The following is a 19926-nucleotide window of genomic DNA, read 5'->3' as shown; positions in this document are numbered from 1 at the left end:
ATGACAAACTGGCGAGCGAAATCTTTTCCGACGAGGTGCGCAAGGAAAAACGCAATACCGAAGCCGTGGAGGTTACTCCCAATACGCTTGCCGCTGCGCGCGTGGCCGAGGCAAGGCCAGCCAGCATGAAGCCGTTTGACGAGGTCAAAGCTGGCGTCGAAGATAAGCTCAAGCACATGCTGGCGGCCAAGCTGGCCATGCAGCAGGGTGAAAAAGTGTTGGCTGATCTGAAGAAGGGTGGCGATGCCGCCAGTGTCGGGTGGACGACGCCGGTCAAAATCGACCGTCAGAATCCGCAGGGGCTTTCGGATGGGGTCTTGAAGCAGGCCTTCCGCATGGATGGTTCCAGGCTGCCTGCCTATGTCGGCGCAGCCGGCAAGGATGGCGGCTATGTCCTGATCAGGCTCAGTGCAGTTGAGGACGGTCTGCAGAAGCTGGACGCCGAAAGCAGAAAATCTGTCAATGCCGGGTACACGACCGCGCTTGGCGCAGAATATCTGGCCACCTACATGAGATCGCTGCGCGAACACGCCGAGGTCAAGATCAACCAGGATTTGCTGAACGCAAAAAATAGTCAGCAGTAATTGATTCCCCTGGATGGGGATCAGCTAAAAGGCGGCCATGGTCGCCTTTTTTTGTTGGGTAAATAAGCGCGAGCCGATGAGACATCAGAGTTAAAATGCGCTCTGGATTTTGTAAGGAATGATCGATTGATGATACGCACCCGTTTTGCCCCCAGCCCCACCGGTTTCCTGCATATCGGCGGTGCTCGCACCGCGCTGTTTTCATGGGCGTACGCCCGCCACCATCAGGGGGTCTTTATCCTGCGCATCGAGGATACCGATGTCGCGCGCTCAACGCCGGAAGCCGTGCAGGCGATTCTGGACGGCATGAACTGGCTCGGGCTGAATTACGACGAAGGCCCGTTTTACCAGATGCAGCGCATGGATAGGTACAAGCAGGTTATCGCGCAATTGCTGGAGGAGGGCAAGGCATACCGCTGTTACAGCAGCCGGGAAGCGCTCGACGCGATGCGGGAAAAGCAAATGGCAGCCGGGCTCAAGCCGCGCTACGACGGCACTTGGCGGCCGGAGCCGGGCAAGACCTTGCCGCCTGTGCCGGGCGGGGTAGAGCCCGTCATCCGCTTCAAAAATCCATTGGATGGCATCGTGGCCTGGGACGACCAGGTCAAGGGGCGCATCGCGATCGCCAACAATGAACTGGACGACCTCATTATTGCGCGCGCCGACGGTACGCCGACCTATAACTTCTGCGTGGTGGTGGACGACTGGGATATGCAGATCACGCACGTCATCCGCGGCGACGATCACGTCAACAATACGCCGCGCCAGATCAACATACTCAAGGCGCTGAATGCGCAGGTGCCGCAGTATGCGCATCTGTCGATGATCCTGGGCGACGATGGGCAGAAGCTCTCCAAGCGCCACGGCGCGGTCAGCGTGATGCAATACGACGAGGACGGTTATCTGCCGGAGGCGGTGCTGAACTATCTGGCCCGGCTGGGCTGGAGCCACGGCGACGATGAAATTTTCAGCATGGAACAGTTCTGCACATGGTTCGACCTCGACCATATCACGCCTTCGGCCGCGCAGTTCAATACTGAAAAGCTCAACTGGCTGAATGCGCACTATTTGAAGCTGGCCGATAATTCGCGGCTGGCGACCGAAGTGACCAAGCGTCTTGCAGCGCGCGGCATCGCGACGGCGGGCGGGCCGGATCTGGCCGGCGTGCTCGGTCTATATAAGGAGCGGGCGGCGAACCTGAACGAACTGGCCGACGCGGTAGAATATTTCTACCGGCAGATCCATCCCGCAGACGACTTGTTGGGAAAACACCTGACGCCGGATGTGATGCCGGTGCTCAAAGCCTTAACGGAAAAACTGGCTGCGGGAGAATGGACGCAGGCAGTGCTGCATGACGCCATCCAGGAAGCGGTGACGGCCAATGGGCTCAAATTTCCCAAAGTGGCGATGCCGTTGCGTGTAATGGTGGCCGGCATTGCCCAGACGCCCAGCGTGGATGCGGTGTTGGCGCTGCTGGGCCGCGACGAAACGCTGCGCCGTCTCAACGGCTATCTTGGCGTTTAAATTTCCAGTTCTTCGTGCAACTCGGGCACGCGAACATTCCAGTTCAGCTCGTCCCGCACGCGATTGGCGAATATTTCCGCTGCGGCAGACTCTCCGTGCACGACGAAGGTCTGCTGCGGCGGCTTGCTGAAATGGCTGAGCCAGCCCATCAAGGAGGCTTGATCGGCATGCGCCGATAGTCCGCCTATGGTGTAGATGCTTGCACGTACCGGAATTTCGTTACCGAACAGTTTGACCAGCTTGGCGCCGTCCACCAGCCGCCGCCCCAGCGTGCCCAGGGCCTGAAAACCGGTAATCAGAATGCTGCATTCCGGGCGGCTGAGGTTCCAGCGCAGATGGTGTTTGATGCGCCCGGCATCGCACATGCCGCTGGCGGAAATGATGATGGCGCCGGACTTGATCTCGTTCAATGCCATGGATTCCTCCACGTCCTGGACGAAGCGGATTTCCGGCATTTCCTTGCGGCGCTCCTTGCCCCACGCCATCAGTTTCTGCGCTTCCTGGTTGAATAGTTCGATATGGCGCATGGTGATTTCGGTGGCCGACAGTGCCAGCGGTGAATCGACATACACTTTGAGGCCATGCAGGCGGCGCTGGCGGGTAAGATCGATCAGCAGGTAAAGGATTTCCTGCGTACGGCCTACAGTGAAAGCCGGCATGACGACGTTGCCATGCTTTCTTTCCAGCGTGTCGTGGATGGCGTGCACCAGTTCATCCAGGGTATCCGGCAGCATCTTGTGCAGGCGATTGCCATAAGTGGATTCGACCAGCAGCACGTCGGCTTGCCGGATGGAGGTGGGGTTGCGCAGAAGCGGGCGCCCCGGCTGGCCCAAGTCGCCGGAAAAAACGATTTTTCGGCGTTGGCCGAATTCTTCTGCCCATATTTCGATGATGGCGGAGCCCAGGATGTGGCCGGCATCTCGGAAGGAGCATGTGACATCCGGATGGGGCCGGATTTCCGCGTCATAATTCAGGCGATGCAGCAGCTTGAGCGACTTCTCGACATCGGCAAGCGAATACAGGGGTTCAAAGCGTGGTCTGCGGTTGTTGCGATGGTTATTATGGCGTTCTTCCCATTCGGCTTCCTTTTCCTGGATATGAGCGCTGTCGCGCAACATCACGTCCAGCAATTCGGCGGTGGCGGCCGTGCAGTAAATGGGGCCCTGGAATCCCAGCGCAGCCAGACGTGGCAACAAGCCGGAGTGGTCGATATGGGCGTGGGTCAGCAATACAAAATCGATGGAAGCCGGGTCGAATGCCGGGAATTGGCGATTTTTCAGGTCAGCCTCATGCCCGCCCTGAAACATGCCGCAATCCACTAAAAATCTGAATGTCTCGGTTTGAACCAGATAGCATGAGCCGGTAACTTCTCCGGCTGCTCCGTAAAAGCTGAGCTTCATAGACTTGTTTTCGTAAGAAGTGTCCCCATAACGGTACCATGAACTATTGCGCCTCATATAGCGGAATGGGTAAAAATCGCGTACAGTTTCTAACGCATTTCCAAGATAACCCCACAAAAGAGGGAGCATCACATGACCATGAAGGGCCAAACACTGCAAGATCCTTTTCTAAATACGCTTCGAAAGGAGCATGTGCCGGTTTCCATTTACCTGGTCAACGGCATCAAGCTCCAAGGTCAAGTGGATTCATTCGATCAATACGTGGTACTGCTCAAGAATACCGTTACGCAAATGGTATACAAGCACGCCATATCCACCATTGTGCCGGGCCGGGCGGTCAATATTCCGCACACGCAGGAGGCCGCTGAGGATTGATGTTTGATCGTCATGGTGGCGGCGATGCCGCTGTCTTGGTAAGCCTTGATTTCGGCGGCAAGGGTTACGAAGATAGTTTGACAGAGTTGCGACACCTGACAGTGAGCGCGGGGCTGGAAGTGCGTGCCGTAGTTGAAGGCAAGCGGGCCAAGCCGGATGCCGCGCTGTTCGTCGGCAGCGGCAAGGCGGAAGAGGTTGCCGCCGCATTGCGCGAAAGCGAAGCCCAGGTTGCCGTCTTCAATCACGAACTATCCCCCGCCCAGCAGCGCAATCTGGAAAAAACATTAGCCTGCCGAGTGGCGGACCGTACCGGCCTGATCCTGGATATTTTTGCCCAGCGGGCAAAAAGCCACGAAGGCAAGCTGCAGGTCGAGCTTGCGCAAATGGAGCATCTGTCCACCCGCCTGGTGCGGGGCTGGACTCACCTGGAGCGGCAAAAAGGCGGCATCGGCGTGCGCGGCGGCCCCGGCGAAACGCAGCTGGAACTGGACCGGCGCATGATACGCAACCGCGTCAAGATGCTGCGGGAAAAACTGGCCAAACTGGCGCAGCAGCGCGGTATGCAGCGGCGCGCGCGCAAGCGCTCCGGCGTCTTGTCGGTGTCCCTGGTGGGCTATACCAATGCCGGAAAATCCACGCTGTTCAACCGACTTACCCAGTCCGGGGTGTATGCCGCGGACCAGTTGTTCGCCACCTTGGATACGACTTCGCGCAAGCTCTTCATTCCGGAATGCGGGCCGGTGGTTGTGTCGGATACCGTCGGCTTTATCCGTAACTTGCCGCATACGCTGGTGGAGGCATTCGGTGCCACGCTGGAAGAGGCGGCGCAGGCCGATCTGCTGCTGCATGTGGTGGATGTGGCAAGCCCGGCACGCGAAGAACAGATTGCCGAAGTCAACAAGGTACTGGCGGAAATCGGCGCGCAGGATGTGCCGCAATTGCTGGTGATGAACAAGATAGACGCTGTCTCAATGACGCCGGGCATGGAGCGCGATGAGTATGGTAAAATTGCGAAAGTTTGGGTATCGGCGGAGCAGGGAGCCGGTATCGAGCTGATTCGACAAGCACTCAGTGAGCTTCATCAACCCCATACAGAGCAAATGCGGCCGATTCCGGCTACGGTATAATTTTTCGGAGCAACTATGGCATCGAACGACCCAGGGTGGGGCGGCAAGAAAAACGACGGCCCGCCGGATCTGGATGAAATCATGCGCGATCTGACACGCCGCCTGAATGCCCTTTTCGGCAAAGGCGGCAGAGGCGCTCCGCAAACTTCCGCGCCGCCGGTGCAAAATCCTTTCGGCTTCGGCCTGATAGCATTGCTGATCGCCGTTATCTGGCTGGGTACCGGCTTTTATATCGTGGATCAGGGCAAGCGCGGCGTGGTGCTGCGTTTCGGCAAGCATGTCGAAACCACCATGCCGGGCCCGCGCTGGCATATGCCTTATCCTGTCGAGTCGGTAAACATCGTCAATCTTGAGCAGGTACGCACGATTGAAGTCGGCTATCGCGGCCGCGGCGAGGCCGGGCCTGGCCGTAGCCGCGAACTCAAGGAGTCGCTGATGCTGACGGATGATGAAAACATCATCGATCTGCAGTTCGCCGTGCAGTTCAATTTGAAAAATCCGGAGGATTTCCTGTTCAACAACCGCGATCCAGAGGAGGCCGTACGCAGTACCGCGGAAACGGCGATTCGCGAGATCGTCGGCAAGAGCCGCATGGATTTCGTGCTGTATGAAGGGCGCGCCGAGGTGGCGGTGCAGGCCAAGAAATTGATGCAGGATATTCTTGACCGCTACCATTCCGGCATCAATGTCGTCAGCGTCACGATGCAGAACGCCCAGCCGCCGGAGCAGGTGCAGGCGGCGTTCGACGATGCGGTGAAAGCCGGCCAGGATCTGGAACGTCAAAAGAACGAAGGCCAGGCGTACGCCAATGACGTAATCCCCAAGGCGCGGGGCAATGCGGCACGCTTGCTGGAAGAAGCCAGCGGCTACAAGCAGCGCGTGATCAACGAAGCGCAGGGTAATGCCAGTCGTTTCTCGCAAGTGCTGGCGCAATATGAAAAGGCGCCGCAGGTAACCCGCCAGCGCTTGTATCTGGAGTCGCAGGAGCAAGTGCTGTCCAATTCCAGCAAGGTGGTGGTGGATCAGAAATCGGGTAGCGGCAGCATGCTTTATTTGCCGCTGGACAAACTGATGGGCGCCCCGCCTCCGGCAGTTCAGCAGCCTGCGGCCAGCCAGCAACCTGCACCTGCGCCAACTATCAATCCGGATGCAGACGCACGTTCGCGCGATGCATTCCGTAGCCGTGATCGGGAGTCGCGTCCATGAAGAACCTGGGAGCCGTACTGACCGGCGTGATCGTGCTGCTGGTGATGCTGAGCCTGTCCGCATTCGGCGTCGATCAACGCGAATACGCCATTGTCTTCCGCCTGGGCGAGATTGTCGCGGTCGAGCAAAATCCCGGCCTGCATTTCAAGATCCCGCTGGTGGACAATGTGCGCTATTTCGAGAAGCGCATCGTCACGCTGGACTGGGTTGAGCCGGACCGTTTCATCACCAGCGAAAAGAAGAACGTGCTGGTGGATTCCTTCGTCAAATGGCGCATCATCGACCCTGCCAGGTATTATGTTTCGGTCCGTGGCGACGAGAAGCAGGCCGAAGCGCGTCTGTCGCAGGTGGTTAATGACGGGCTGCGCGCGGAGTTCGGCAAGCGTACCATTCATGACGTGATTTCCGGCGAGCGCGCCAAAATCATGGATATCCTGCGCGACAAGGCTGACCGAGAGGCGCGTCAGATGGGCATCCAGGTGCTGGATGTGCGCCTGAAGCGCGTCGATTTGCCGCAAGAGGTCAGCGATTCGGTGTATCAGCGTATGGAGGCGGAGCGCAAGCGCGTCGCCAACGATTTGCGCTCGCAAGGGGCCGGGGCCGCTGAGAAAATCCGCGCCGATGCCGATAAGCAGCGCGAAGTGATTCTCGCCGAGGCTTTCCGTGAAGCCCAGCGCATCAAGGGCGAAGGCGATGCCAGGGCTTCCGAAATCTATGCTTCAGCCTACAGCCGCAACCCCGAGTTCTATGCGTTCTACCGCAGTCTGGAAGCCTACCGCAACAGCTTCCGCAGCAAGGCTGACGTGTTGGTCCTTGATCCCAGTTCCGAGTTCTTCAAGTATCTGAAGGACGCCGGTGGCCGTAAATAGGGGCATAGTTCTTGAACAACAGTCTGATGCTGGCGTTCGGCCTGATGCTGGTGCTTGAGGGTGTACTGCCGTTATTGGCGCCTGCGTCCTGGCGCCAGACTTTTCGCCGCATGATAGAGCTCAACGATGGCCAGCTGCGATTTATCGGACTGGCGTCGATGCTGGGCGGCTTGTTGATTATTTTGATGGCGAGCTGACAAACAATAATCATGCGTCATTGGATACTTCCAGAATATATCGAAGACGTGCTGCCGGCCGAGGCGCGTCGCATCGAATTGCTGCGCCGCCAATTGCTGGACCTGTTCCACATTCATGGCTATCAGTATGTCATTCCGCCGCTGCTCGAATACCTTGAGTCGCTGACCACGGGGGTAGGGCACGATCTCGATTTACTGACTTTCAAGGTAGTGGATCAACTGTCCGGCCGCCTGATGGGGGTGCGTTCCGACATTACGCCGCAGGCGGCACGTATCGATGCCCATCTGTTGAACCAGCAGGGGATTACCCGCCTATGCTATGCCGGCAGCGTGTTGCGTACCCAGCCGGGCGGCACCGCGCAGACGCGCGAACCGTTGCAGTTGGGTGCCGAGCTGTTCGGTCATGTGGGAATCGAAAGCGATCTGGAAATCCAGCAATTGCTGGTGCAGGCTTTGCAGCTGGCCGGCATCCGCAAGCCGCACATCGATTTCAGCCATGTCGCCATTTTCCGTGCCTTGGTGAGCCGTGCCGGTATCAATACCGAACTGGAGACTGAAATGTTCGCGGCACTGCAAGCCAAGGATGGCAGTGCATTAGGGGAAATGACGCATGGCCTGGATGCGCAGACGCGGCAGGCATTGCTGACCTTGCCCTCGCTTTACGGGGACATGGCTGTATTGCAGGAAGCCCAGCAACGACTGCCGCAATTCGCGGAAATCAAGCAGGCGCTGCAGGATTTGAAGCATGCGGCGCAGCGATTGGTTGATCTGGATGTGGAAGTGAGTTTCGACCTTGCGGAATTGCGTGGTTACCATTACCACAGCGGCATGGTGTTTGCGGCATATGCTGAAGGTTATGCAGGCGCGCTGGCCCAGGGCGGGCGTTACGACGAAGTGGGGCAGTCGTTCGGCCGGCCGCGTCCGGCAACCGGTTTCAGCATGGATATGCGGGCATTGATCGGTATCATGGCTGCCGCCGAACCGGCGCGCGGCATATGGGCGCCGTATTCTGACGATGCCGCTCTCGGCCGCAAGGTAGGTGAACTGCGCACTGCGGGCGAGGTGGTGGTGGTCGAGTTGCCGGGGCATGAGGCCCATCGCGCGGAGCTCAACTGCGACCGCATGCTGGTTAAAAACGACAAGGGCTGGGAAGTCGTTCCCGCCGATAACAAAGGCTGAACATGGGCAAGAATGTAGTCGTCATCGGTACCCAGTGGGGCGATGAGGGAAAAGGCAAAATCGTTGACTGGCTGACCGACCATGCGCAGGGCGTGGTGCGCTTTCAGGGAGGCCACAATGCCGGCCATACGCTGGTGATCGGGCAGGGTGCGCAGCAGCGCGAATATAAATTGAATCTGGTACCGTCCGGCATCGTGCGCGAAGGCGTGCGCTGCTATATCGGCAACGGCGTGGTGCTGGATGCCGGGCATCTGCTGGAGGAAATCGGCGGACTGGAGGCGGTCGGCCTGGAAGTACGCAACCGGCTGATGATCAGCCCGGGCTGCCCGTTGATCTTTGGCTATCACGTCAGCCTGGACCGCGCGCGCGAAGCCGCCCGCAGCCAGGGCAAGAAGATAGGCACCACCGGCAAGGGTATCGGCCCCACCTACGAAGACAAGGTCGCCCGCCGCGCGCTGCGTGTTTACGATTTATTCTACCCCGACCGCTTTGCCGAAAAGCTGCGCGAGGTGCTGGATTACCACAATTTCGTCCTGACCCGTCACCTGAACGCCGAAGCTGTGGATTATCAGGCGCAGCTCGATGCGGCGATGCGGCATGCCGAAAGCCTGCGTCCGCTGGTGGCCGACGTGTCCGCCGCGCTGTACGATGCCCACAAGGCAGGCGACAACCTGCTGTTCGAAGGCGCGCAGGGCACCTTGCTCGACATCGACCATGGCACTTATCCCTATGTCACCTCGTCCAATTGCGTCGCCGGGCAGGCTTCCGCCGGAGCGGGCGTCGGCCCGAACATGCTGCACTACGTGCTCGGCATCACCAAGGCCTACTGTACGCGCGTGGGCGGCGGGCCGTTCCCCAGCGAACTGGATATCGAAACCGATGCCACGCCCGGACACCAGATGTCGGACAAGGGCCGCGAAATCGGCACCGTCACCAAGCGCAAGCGCCGCTGCGGCTGGTTCGACGCCGCCGCGTTGCGCCGTTCCGCCCGCATCAACGGCGTGACCGGTTTGTGCATCACCAAGCTGGACGTGCTGGACGGCATTGCGGAACTGGAGATCTGTACCGGCTACAAGCTGGACGGCAAGGTAGTGGACCTGCTGCCGGTGGGGGCCGAGGACGTCGCGCGTTGCGAGCCGATTTACGAAGTGATGCCAGGTTGGCAGGAGAATACGTTCGGCGTCAAACGCTGGGAAGACCTGCCGGCCAATGCCCGTGCCTATCTGAAGCGCCTGGAGGCGTTGTGCGAAGTGCCGGTGGATATCGTCTCTACCGGTCCGGAGCGCGACGAGACCATCGTGCTGCGCCACCCGTTCGGAGTTTAAGCCGTGAGTGCGCCTGAAAAAAAACGTCTGGCCTGGGCTTTGACGGGGTCCGGGCATTATCTGCGTGAATGCCTGGATATCATCCAAAAGCTCGAGGATGTAGATCTGTTCCTGAGCAAAGCCGCAGCCGAGATCCTGCAGCAATACGGCTACACGCATAACGTGGGGCGCGTGTTCCATGACAAGACCGCCAGTTCGGTCCCGGTCGAGTTCTTCTACCAGGGGGTCTACCATACCGTAGTGCTGGCCCCGACCAGCTCCAATACCGTCGCCAAGATGGTGTGCGGCATTTCCGACAATCTGGTGACCAACATCTTTGCCCAGGCGGGCAAGTGCCGGATTCCCACCATTGTATTCGCCTGCGATACCGCGCCGGAACTGGAGTCCGACGCGCCGCGAGACCATGTGGTCAAGGTCTGGCCGCGCCGCATTGACCTCGAGAACATGGAAAAGCTCAAGAGCTTCGAGCAAACTACCGTCGCCGCCGACATGCAGGAGCTTGAAGCGGCCATCAAGGTCCGGCTGGCATGTCTGCCAACATCCTCTTCCTGACCGGCAAGCTGGCCGAGAACAGCCTGAATAAAGTGCTGGCCGGCATTCAGCCGGCCGATTTCGAGTACCAGGTGGCCCAGCTTGGCATCAGCGTCGCGGCGCTGATGACCCCGGAATTCATCGCCCGCCGCCTGTCGGACGCGCGCGGCGCCGACCGCATCGTGATCCCCGGCCTGTGCCGCGGCGATTTGGCGCCCCTGGTCGAAAAATACGGCGTGCCGGTAGAGCGCGGGCCGGAGGATTTGAAGGATCTGCCCCAGTATTTCGGGCATGGCGGCAAGGCGCCCGACCTGTCGCGCTATGCCACCCGCATTTTCGCTGAAATCGTCGAGGCCACCGAGCTAACGGTCGAGCAAATCGTCGCCCGCGCCGAGCGCTACCGCGCCCAGGGCGCGAACGTGATCGATCTCGGCTGCCTGCCCAATACGCCGTTTCCCCATATGGAAGACGCGATACGCGCATTGCAGTCGCTGGGCATGCAGGTCAGCGTCGATTCGCTGAACAGCGACGATCTGTTGCGTGCCGGGCACGCCGGCGCGGACTATCTGCTGAGTCTGACCGAAAAGACGCTGTGGATCGCCGATGAGGTACCCTCCACGCCGGTGCTGATCCCCGCGAAAGCCGGCAGCCTGCCGTCGCTCTACCGCGCCATTGACGGCATGCAGAAGAAGGGCCGGGCGTTTCTCGCCGATCCGATTCTCGACCCTATTCCATTTGGTCTGGCCGAATCCATCGTCCGCTATCACCGATTGCGCAAGCGCTATCCAGATATAGCCATCATGATGGGCATAGGCAACCTGACCGAGCTGACAGACGCCGATACCGCCGGCATCAACGCGATGCTGTTCGGTATCATCGCCGAATTGCGCATCAATGCCGTTCTCACCACTGCGGTCAGTCCGCACGCGAGCAACGCCGTGGCCGAAGCCGACGTGGCGCGGCGCGTGATGTTCGCCGCCGAAGAAGACCGCCGGCTGCCGCGCGATTACTCCAACGGCCTGCTCGGTCTGCACGATAGGCGGCCGTTCCCCTATACGCCTGAAGAGATCGAAGAGTTTGCGGCGCAGGTCAAGGATTCCAACTTCCGCATCCAGGTGAGCGAGAACGGCGTGCATATCTACAATCGCGACGGGCTGCATTGCGATATTGACCCGTTTCGGCTGTATCCCTTGCTGGATGTCGATGACGATGCTTCCCACGCGTTCTATCTGGGGGTGGAGCTGGCGCGTGCGCAAATCGCCTGGCAACTGAAAAAACGCTATGCCCAGGACGAGGAGCTGCACTGGGGCTGCAACACCGTCGCGCCCGACCCGCGCGGCCGCGTCGAACACCGCGAGGCCGCGCTCAAGAAGAAAAAAGCCGCCAAACCATGATCTTCGAAACCATAGTCACCACCACCAATGCCGATGGCAGCCCGCATGTCGCGCCATTCGGCGTACGCGAGTGGGACGGCATGGTACTGATCGCGCCATTCCGCCCTTCGGCCAGCCTAGATAACCTGCTGCGGGGTCGCTGTGCCGTGCTTAATCTGACCGACGACGTGCGCATATTCGCCGGCAGCCTGACAGGGCGCCGTGATTGGCCGGTGCAGCATGCAGAGCGAATCGACGGCTGGGTGCTGGAAGGGGCGCTGGCACACCGCGAGCTGGAGCTGGCGGAAATCAGGGATGACGCAACCAGGCCGGAACTGCTGTTCCGGGTAGTGCACGAACGGATGTATGCACCGTTTCGCGGCTTCAACCGGGCGCAGGCAGCGGTGATCGAAGCCTCCGTGCTGGTCAGCCGGCTGCATCTGCTGCCGGCGGAAAAAATCGATGCCGAACTAAAATATCTTGCCATCGCCATCGAAAAAACCGCCGGCGAGCGGGAGCTGCAGGCATGGGGATGGCTGATGGAGAAAATCGAGAATTTTCGCGCGGAGCAGGCCGGGAGCAATCAGGCATGACGGGAGTTCTGGCAAGCGTCACCAACGTCGACGAGGCGCGCATTGCGCTGGAGGCCGGCGCCGATATTATCGATTTGAAAAACCCGTCTCAAGGGGCATTGGGTGCATTGCCGGTTTCAGTCATCGAGCAGGTCGTACGTTTTATCGATGGGCGCAAACCGGTAAGCGCCACTATAGGCGATTTGCCGATGCAGCCCGCTATTCTGTGCCAGGCAGTCGAAAACACGGTTGATACGGGTGTGGATATCGTCAAAGTCGGCTTTTTTGGCAAGGACGGGCATGCCGAATGCGCCCAGGCATTGGCTCCTGTGATAAGTCGCGGCATTAAAACCGTAGCCGTCATGTTTGCCGATCAGGAGCCGGATTTTTCATTACTGCCGGTATTTGCCGCCTCCGGATTTTACGGGGCCATGCTGGACACCGCCGATAAAACTGCCGGGGGGCTTCTGTCCTGGCTGGACGAGGCTCGCTTGCGGGACTTCGTCGGCATGTCGCACAACCACGGCTTGCTTACCGGGCTGGCCGGGTCGTTGCGTGAAACCGATATTGCGGCATTGGCATTATTGGGGGCGGACTACCTCGGATTTCGCGGCGCCCTGTGCAGCAATCATCGACGGCAGGCTGCCCTGGACCCCGTTCGCATGAGTTTTATCTCTCGGTCTGTTGCATTTGTGCAACAGACCGAATACGTCAATGACTGAGTCGTTGCAAACTCCTAACGTCTTGCGTATAGTCTGACGGAACTAACAAAAGAAGGGGTGTGACGATATGAAAACAAAACTGGTTGGCCTTGCCCTGGCAGGCGTTTTTTGCGCCACCAGCGCGGCAATGGCGGACGATGCATATCAGGGCTCCTGGTATGCGGTTCCCGGCATCGGCATCATGCATAGCGACAGCGATCTCAAGGCTGACAATAATTCTGCCGCCTATAGTTTGCGCCTGGGCAAGGAAATCAGCGAACATTGGGATGTGCAGTTGGGTTTGAGCCATTCAAAGGCTGACGAGGACAGTTCCCGTTACACGAGCGGTAACTACAAGCAAACCCTGTTCGGCCTGGATGCCTTGTACATGTTCAGTCGCGACAAGTTCCGTCCGTTCGTGCTGGCCGGTTTCGGTGCAGCACGCAACAAGATCAATTACACCGGCAGCGGCAATCCCCATGGTAGCAATACCTCATGGATGGGTAACGTGGGCGCCGGTTTCCAGTACTTCTTCACCGACAATATCGGACTGCAAGCCGACATACGCGAAGTGTGGAGTCGTGCCGAAGATGATAACCGCCGGTTGTTCGGCAACGACAGGAAGGAAACCGTCGGAAATACTTATCTGAATCTGGGCGTAGTGTTCAACTTTGGCGTGCCGAAAAAAGCGGTAGCGGCTGAACCGGTCGCCGCACCGGCGCCCGAGCTGGCGGAAGTGGCTCCCAGCAACGAAGAGCCGTTACCGAAATTATATGACGAGTCTCAGCAACCCGCGCCGGAGCCGGTCGGCCCCAATGAGCCGGCATTCGTCAAAATGACGCTGCAAGCTGAAGTACTCTTCGGTTTTGACAAAGACGCGCTGACCAACGAAGGCAAGAAAATTCTGGATGCCGAAGTTGTCGAAAAAATGAAGGCTCATCCAGAAGTCGAACTGGTGCTGATTAGCGGTCATACCGACCGTATTGGCGATGAGAAGTACAACCAGAAGCTTTCCGAGCGCCGCGCCAATGCGGTGAAAAAATACCTGATGACGCAGGGCATCGAAGAGAAGCGCCTGCATGCAATCGGCAAGGGTGAAACGATGCCTGTCGTGGATTGCAAGGGTGTGCGCGGCAAGAAGTTGATCCAATGCCTGCAGCCCAATCGCCGTGTCGTGGTAGAAATCGAGGCACAGCGGCAGGTAGCTCCGTAAAACTGGCTGATAATCTGAAAAAGCCCCGCTGGTCGGGGCTTTTTTTTGTGGACAAGCTCTTAAGGCAAGTAATGCCAGAATTGCAATTAATCGATCTACTGATAGTACCGCAATGGATAGTGCCGATTTATCCGCGCGCCACGGTTCTGGAGGAGCATGCGGTTGCGGTGAGAGACGGGCTCATCCTGGACATTTTGCCGTTGTCCGAAGCCCGGCGGAGCTATACTCAGGCAGAGAGCGTTTTTCTGCCCGGCCACGCGCTGATGCCGGGCCTGATCAATCTGCATACGCATGCGGCCATGAGCCTGATGCGCGGCTTGGCGGACGATCTGCCGCTGATGCGCTGGCTGAACGAGCGTATCTGGCCTGCTGAATCCTCATTCGCGTCGGAAAAGTTCGTGCATGATGGCACGCTGCTGGCCTGCGCTGAAATGCTGCGCGGGGGAACAACCTGTTTCTCCGACATGTACTTTTACCCCGGCGCGGCGGCCGCCGCGGTGGAACGGGCCGGCATGCGTGCCTGCCTGGGACTGGCAGTGCTGGATTTTCCCACTCCTTATGCCGCCGATGCCGATGACTACCTGAACAAGGGACTGGCAGCACGCGATGCGTTGCGCAACAGTTCGCATGTCACCACATGTCTGGCACCCCATGCGCCCTATACGGTCAGCGATCGTACTTTTGAAAAAGTGCTGACCTATGCGGAACAACTCAATCTGAATATTCATACCCATCTGCACGAAACACACGACGAACTCGCTCAGAGCAAGAAACAGCACGGCATGCGCCCATTGCAGCGCATGGCCGGGCTGGGGCTGCTGGGGCCCGGCCTGATAGCCGCGCACGGGGTGCATTTGACGACTGGCGAGATCGAACTGCTGGCAGAGCGGGGTTGTCATATTGCACACTGCCCGACTTCGAACTTGAAGCTCGCAAGCGGTACGGCACCTGTAACTGCGCTGCTGGAAAAGGGCGTCAATGTCGGGCTGGGAAGCGACGGTGCCGCCAGCAATAATCGTCTTGATATGTTCGGTGAAATGCGCCTGGCGGCCTTGCTTGCCAAGGGCAGCAGTGGCAATGCGGAAACCTTGCCAGCCTGGCAGGCGATGGAGATGGCTACCATCAATGCGGCGCGTGCATTGGGCATGGATGAGCAGATTGGCACTCTGCAACCCGGCAAATATGCGGATATGGTCGCACTGGATTTGAACTGTCTGGAAACCCAACCCTGCTATGACGTCATATCTCATCTGGTATATACGGCAGGGCGTGAACAGGTTAGCCATGTATGGGTTGCCGGAGAACCAGTATTGAAGGACGGCCAGCTTTTAAGCTTGGATCCAAAAGAAATTCTGGAAAGGACGAAAGCATGGCAGAAACGCTTGCGAACAACACATTGAACGCAGACCCGCAGGAGCTGGAAAAATTTGCCGCGCTGGCGCATCGCTGGTGGGATGCCGAAAGCGAGTTTAAGCCTTTGCACGATATCAATCCGCTACGCCTCGATTATATCGATCGCATCGCCGGTCTGAAGGGAAAAACGGTGCTGGACGTCGGCTGCGGGGGCGGCATTCTGTCGGAAGCGATGGCGCTGCGCGGTGCTCAGGTGACGGGCATAGACCTCGGCGAGAAGGCGCTGAAGGTGGCGCAGCTGCATCGCCTGGAAAGCGGAGTCGGCGTCGATTACCGTCTGGTATCCGTCGAGGCCATGGCCGCGGAGCGGCCTGCGGGTTTCGATGTGGTGGCCTGCATGGAGCTGCTCGAGCATGTGCCCGACCCGGCTGCGGTAGTTGCCGCCTGCAGTATGCTGGTCAAGCCGGGCGGGCATGTATTCCTTTCCACCATCAACCGGAATCCAAAATCCTATCTGTTTGCCGTGATCGGCGCAGAATACGTGCTCAAGCTGTTGCCGCGCGGCACGCATGAATATGGGAAATTCATCAAGCCTTCGGAGCTTTCCGCCTGTTGCCGTCAAGCCGGGCTGGAGGTATCCGACCTTGCCGGCATGAGCTACAACCTGCTCACCAAGCGCTACTGGCTGGATAAGGACATTTCCGTCAATTACCTCATCCACGCAGTCAAGCCTTGAAATTGAAAACGGTATTGTTTGATCTGGACGGCACGCTGGCCGATACCGCGCCCGACCTTGGCCGTGCATTGAATCTGCAGCGCGCGCGCCACGGTTTGCCGTCGCTGCCCGATGACGTCATCAGGCCCCATGCCTCTCACGGCTCGCGTGGCCTGCTAGGCATCGGTTTCGGCATCGGGCCGGAAGATGCCTCGTTTGCCGCAATGCGGGAAGAATATTTGGGCTTGTATGACGAAGTGTTCTGTCAGCACCCCATCTTGTTCGACGGCATGGCTGAATTGCTGTCCGAGATCGAAGCCAGGCATCTGCGATGGGGCGTGGTGACCAACAAGCCGCGCCGATTTACTCTGCCGCTGATGGAAAAGCTGGGGCTGAACAAGCGCGCAGCCAGTATCGTAAGCGGCGATGACTGCGAACATCCAAAGCCGTACCCGGACACATTGCTTCTGGCCAGCAAGCAGGCCGGCGTCGCCCCTTCCAGCTGTATTTATGTCGGCGATGCCGAGCGCGATGTCATTGCAGGAAAAGCGGCAGGAATGCGCACCCTGGTGGCGATCTACGGGTATCTTGGCGACGGCGACAAGCCGGAAGAGTGGGGCGCCCAGGGGATGATTTCGACGCCGCTCGATTTGCTGCGCAATTTACCGTAGCGAGCGCCGCTCCAGCATCGCCTGCGCCAGCGTGCCGACATCGACATGTTCGATCTCGCCGCCCATCGGCAGCCCACGGGCGATACGGCTGACTTTCAGGCCGCGCGCTTTGAGCAGTTCTCCCACGTAGTGCGCGGTGGCTTCGCCCTCGACGGTATAGTTGGTGGCGAGGATAACCTCCTGGGTTTCGCCGTCCTGGGCGCGTTTCAGCAGGCGATCAAGGTGGATTTCCTTAGGCCCGACACCGTCCAGCGGCGAGAGCCGGCCCATCAGCACGAAATACATACCGGAATAGGTCTGGGTCTGCTCCAGCATCATGAGGTCGGTGGGCATTTCCACCACGCACAGCTGATGCGCGTCGCGTTTTCCGGACGCGCATAGCTCGCAGATTTCAGTTTCGCTAAAGTTGTTGCACTTCTGGCAATGGCGTATCCGTTGCAGCGAGTTTTGCAGGCTCTGGGCGAGATGCTGGGCACCGGCTCGGTCGCGCTGCAGCAAATGGTAAGCCATGCGCTGCGCCGATTTCGGTCCGACGCCGGGCAGGCAGCGCAGGGCTTCGATCAGTTGGTCTAGCGCAGAGGGATTATTCATGAAGAGGGCTAATCTCTCTAGCCTCTGGTCTCTTTAATTTCAGAACGGCAGTTTCATTCCGGGCGGCAAAGGCATGCCAGCCGTAAGCTTCCCCATCTTCTCCTGACTGGTGGCTTCAGCCAGGCGCACCGCGTCATTTATCGCGGCGGCGATCAGGTCCTCCAGCATGTCTTTGTCGTCAACCAGCAGACTGGGGTCGATTTTCACTCGTTTTACATTGTTGCGGCAGGTCATGACCACTTTGACCAACCCATTGCCTGCCTGGCCTTCGACCTCGATGCTGCCCAGTTCCTCCTGGGCTTTTGTCATGTTCTCCTGCATTTTCTGGGCCTGTTTCATCAGGTTGCCCAAGCCGCCTTTCATCATGTCGCTTGCTCCTACTGTATGGGTTTGATGCTGGAAGGGTTGACGGCGGCGCCAAAAGTTTCCATCAAATCCCTTACAAAAGGATCGGTGCGTATGGATTCTTCCGCATGCGCCTGACGCTTTGCCTTTTCCTGCGAAAGTTGTGCTGCCGGGGTGTTGCCGCTGCCGCCAATGGCTATGCTGATCTTCAGGTTGCCGAAGCGTTCTTTCAACGCATTTTTCAGCATTTCCTGATAACGCGGCTCCAGCAGATGTTTTTGTGATTCGCGAACGCATAGCGATAGGCCTTGTCCGTCGGACGGAACCAGCTCGCAGTTTTGCGCCAGGGTCTTGGCAAAGCCGGGTTTCAAGCCATCTACAAAGCTGCGCCAGTCGCCGCTGAACCTGCTGGGCTCAGTGTTTTGTGCCTGTTGCGCGCTGAGAGTGGTGTTAAGTTTTTCTTCGGGCTGTTTTTCGTTGCGTAGCGGTTCCGCACGTGGTTCGTTTGCGATGGGGATGGATACTGTACGCTCCGCCGCCGGGGGCTGAGGCTGATACGCGGTCGACTGTTCCGACGGCGCAAAAGCGAGCATGCGCAACAATGTCATCGTGAAGCCGGCGAATTCATCCGGGGCCAGGGCGAGATCGCGTCGACCCAGTGTGGCGATCTGGTAATACAGCTGTGCCTGTTCTGGCGACATGTGTCGCGATAGTTCCACGATACGCGCGCGCTCCGGAAGATCGGCGGGGATGGCTTGCGGTACGGCCTGCATCAGGGCGATCTGATGCAATAACGCGGCGAGTTCCTGCAAGGCTGCGTCGAGCGCCAGGCTGCGCTCTTCCATCGCCTCGGCCTGGCGGATAAGCGCCTGACCATCCTGCGCCACCAATGCTTCCAGCAATGCGAACAGATAACTCTGGTCGATGGCGCCCAGCATGGCGCGTACTTCCTGCTCGTGCACGCTGCCGCTGCCATAGGCAATGGCCTGATCCAGCAACGACAGCGCGTCACGCATGCTGCCTTCCGCAGCGCGCGACAGCAGTTGCAGGGCGACCGGTTCGGCGGAAATGGCTTCCTGGTCGAGGATATGCTGCAGATGTCCGGCGATATTGGCCGGCCCCATCTGCTTGAGATTGAACTGCAGGCAGCGTGACAGCACCGTCACCGGCACTTTCTGCGGGTCGGTGGTGGCCAGGATGAACTTGACGTGCGCGGGCGGTTCTTCCAGTGTCTTCAGCATCGCGTTGAACGCCGAGCGCGACAGCATATGCACTTCGTCGATGATGTAGACCTTGAAGCGGCCCGAAGTTGGAGCGTATTGAGCATTTTCCAGTAATTCGCGCATCGCATCCACCTGGGTGTTGGATGCGGCATCCACTTCGATCAAGTCGACGAAGCGGCCTTTGTCGATTTCGAGGCAGGCCGTGCATTGTCCGCACGGGGTGGGGGTGATGCCGGTTTCGCAGTTGAGCGCCTTGGCGACAATGCGGGCGAGGGTGGTTTTGCCCACCCCGCGGGTGCCGGTAAAAAGATAAGCATGATGCAGGCGCTGCTGTTCCAGCGCGTTGGACAAGGCCCGCACCACATGTTCCTGCCCGACAACCTGTTCAAAGGCTTTGGGGCGCCATTTTCGGGCGAGTACCTGGTAGCTCATGCGGGTGTCTTGGATAAGAATATCATCGCAACTTTAGCCGAATCGGCTACCGAAAAGAAGTGGCGAACACTTGAATTAAAGTGGCGAGCCTTTGCCCCGGCACTTGCTTGAATAACTGTGGCTGCTTCCTTCCGGATCTGACCAGGTTGGCTATCTTGCAATGCGGGGAGGCCCGCCGCAGCTATTCTAACCCATCCCGTGCCGGAATGGCAGCGAGATAATATCTTTCGTTATATTTTTATGTATACAGGCAGCTTTCCATGATTTTTCCTGAAAGTTCGTTGTATTTAAAAAAACAATACGCTTTGTTAATTAATAACTGGTATTAAAACAAGGGTCTTAGGAAGCTAAAGCGGATTTATTCGTAAGAGTTTGAGTACTTCAAGGTAAAGATTATCACGGCGATGGTTGAATCGAAAT

The 19926-nt window shown here is 58.6% G+C and carries 20 protein-coding genes, 1 other RNA gene and 1 pseudogene; 17 read left to right on the top strand and 5 right to left on the bottom strand.

The features are described 5' to 3' along the window. Positions 1–584 (top strand): annotated as a pseudogene (locus VGK14_RS07275) (peptidylprolyl isomerase); the annotation flags it as partial. A gap of 126 nt (positions 585–710) precedes the next feature. Continuing rightward, positions 711–2108, top strand: coding sequence for a glutamate--tRNA ligase (gene gltX / locus VGK14_RS07270; RefSeq protein ID WP_331508314.1), 1398 nt, complete (start codon positions 711–713; stop codon positions 2106–2108). On the opposite strand, the gene VGK14_RS07265 is transcribed toward gltX, so the two are convergent. Continuing rightward, positions 2105–3508 (bottom strand): MBL fold metallo-hydrolase, encoded by a 1404-nt coding sequence (locus VGK14_RS07265; RefSeq protein WP_331508313.1) that lies wholly within the window; start codon positions 3506–3508, stop codon positions 2105–2107. The genes gltX and VGK14_RS07265 overlap by 4 nt on opposite strands. A 132-nt stretch (positions 3509–3640) precedes the next feature. Between VGK14_RS07265 and hfq the strand changes: the two genes are divergently transcribed. The 15 genes from hfq (at position 3641) to VGK14_RS07190 (ending at position 16915) form a co-directional block, all read left to right on the top strand. Further along, complete coding sequence (gene hfq / locus VGK14_RS07260) at positions 3641–3883, top strand: RNA chaperone Hfq (RefSeq protein WP_331508312.1); 243 nt, start codon at positions 3641–3643, stop codon at positions 3881–3883. Further along, positions 3883–5010, top strand: a complete 1128-nt coding sequence (gene hflX, locus VGK14_RS07255) for a ribosome rescue GTPase HflX (protein ID WP_331508311.1) — start codon at positions 3883–3885, stop codon at positions 5008–5010. Before hfq ends, hflX begins: the two co-directional genes overlap by 1 nt. A gap of 15 nt (positions 5011–5025) precedes the next feature. Continuing rightward, positions 5026–6216 (top strand): FtsH protease activity modulator HflK, encoded by a 1191-nt coding sequence (gene hflK / locus VGK14_RS07250; protein WP_331508310.1) that lies wholly within the window; start codon positions 5026–5028, stop codon positions 6214–6216. Beyond that, positions 6213–7085: a protease modulator HflC gene (gene hflC / locus VGK14_RS07245; RefSeq protein WP_331508309.1), complete on the top strand. Its 873-nt coding sequence runs from the start codon at positions 6213–6215 to the stop codon at positions 7083–7085. Before hflK ends, hflC begins: the two co-directional genes overlap by 4 nt. Positions 7086–7111: 26 nt before the next feature. Continuing rightward, positions 7112–7282, top strand: coding sequence for a DUF2065 domain-containing protein (locus tag VGK14_RS07240; protein ID WP_414691708.1), 171 nt, complete (start codon positions 7112–7114; stop codon positions 7280–7282). Positions 7283–7294: 12 nt separating this feature from the next. Then, entirely contained in the window at positions 7295–8461 is a 1167-nt protein-coding gene (locus VGK14_RS07235) for an ATP phosphoribosyltransferase regulatory subunit (protein ID WP_331508307.1), read from the top strand. Between the two features lie 2 nt (positions 8462–8463). Next, entirely contained in the window at positions 8464–9786 is a 1323-nt protein-coding gene (locus VGK14_RS07230; protein ID WP_331508306.1) for an adenylosuccinate synthase, read from the top strand. Between the two features lie 3 nt (positions 9787–9789). Continuing rightward, a complete protein-coding gene (locus VGK14_RS07225; protein ID WP_331508304.1) occupies positions 9790–10338 on the top strand; it encodes a flavoprotein in 549 nt (182 codons plus the stop codon). Next, positions 10314–11711, top strand: a complete 1398-nt coding sequence (locus tag VGK14_RS07220) for a DUF6513 domain-containing protein (protein ID WP_331508303.1) — start codon at positions 10314–10316, stop codon at positions 11709–11711. Before VGK14_RS07225 ends, VGK14_RS07220 begins: the two co-directional genes overlap by 25 nt. Continuing rightward, a complete protein-coding gene (locus VGK14_RS07215) occupies positions 11708–12283 on the top strand; it encodes a DUF447 domain-containing protein (protein WP_331508302.1) in 576 nt (191 codons plus the stop codon). Before VGK14_RS07220 ends, VGK14_RS07215 begins: the two co-directional genes overlap by 4 nt. Next, a complete protein-coding gene (locus VGK14_RS07210) occupies positions 12280–12984 on the top strand; it encodes a (5-formylfuran-3-yl)methyl phosphate synthase (protein WP_331508301.1) in 705 nt (234 codons plus the stop codon). Before VGK14_RS07215 ends, VGK14_RS07210 begins: the two co-directional genes overlap by 4 nt. Positions 12985–13051: 67 nt before the next feature. Continuing rightward, positions 13052–14176 (top strand): OmpA family protein, encoded by a 1125-nt coding sequence (locus tag VGK14_RS07205; RefSeq protein ID WP_331508300.1) that lies wholly within the window; start codon positions 13052–13054, stop codon positions 14174–14176. A gap of 71 nt (positions 14177–14247) precedes the next feature. Next, positions 14248–15576, top strand: coding sequence for a TRZ/ATZ family hydrolase (locus VGK14_RS07200; protein ID WP_331508299.1), 1329 nt, complete (start codon positions 14248–14250; stop codon positions 15574–15576). Continuing rightward, entirely contained in the window at positions 15546–16265 is a 720-nt protein-coding gene (ubiG, locus tag VGK14_RS07195; RefSeq protein WP_331508298.1) for a bifunctional 2-polyprenyl-6-hydroxyphenol methylase/3-demethylubiquinol 3-O-methyltransferase UbiG, read from the top strand. The genes VGK14_RS07200 and ubiG overlap by 31 nt, the downstream gene beginning before the upstream one ends. 2 nt (positions 16266–16267) lie before the next feature. Beyond that, positions 16268–16915, top strand: coding sequence for an HAD-IA family hydrolase (locus VGK14_RS07190; RefSeq protein WP_331508315.1), 648 nt, complete (start codon positions 16268–16270; stop codon positions 16913–16915). On the opposite strand, the gene recR is transcribed toward VGK14_RS07190, so the two are convergent. The 4 genes from recR to ffs form a co-directional block, all read right to left on the bottom strand. Continuing rightward, a complete protein-coding gene (gene recR / locus VGK14_RS07185) occupies positions 16907–17506 on the bottom strand; it encodes a recombination mediator RecR (protein WP_331508297.1) in 600 nt (199 codons plus the stop codon). The genes VGK14_RS07190 and recR overlap by 9 nt on opposite strands. 39 nt (positions 17507–17545) lie before the next feature. Continuing rightward, positions 17546–17872 carry a YbaB/EbfC family nucleoid-associated protein gene (locus VGK14_RS07180; RefSeq protein ID WP_331508295.1) on the bottom strand — a complete coding sequence of 109 codons (327 nt, stop codon included), beginning with the start codon at positions 17870–17872 and terminating at the stop codon, positions 17546–17548. Positions 17873–17883: 11 nt separating this feature from the next. Then, on the bottom strand, positions 17884–19506 hold the full coding sequence (dnaX, locus tag VGK14_RS07175; protein WP_331508294.1) for a DNA polymerase III subunit gamma/tau: 1623 nt from the start codon (positions 19504–19506) through the stop codon (positions 17884–17886). Between the two features lie 79 nt (positions 19507–19585). After that, positions 19586–19683, bottom strand: an RNA gene (ffs, locus tag VGK14_RS07170) — signal recognition particle sRNA small type. Positions 19684–19926: the final 243 nt, after the last annotated feature.

It is taken from the genome of Novimethylophilus sp. (assembly GCF_036504375.1).
GTDB lineage: Bacteria > Pseudomonadota > Gammaproteobacteria > Burkholderiales > Methylophilaceae > Novimethylophilus.
Note: the sequence above shows the minus strand (reverse complement) of the source record. Positions and strands in the feature narration are given on the sequence as shown.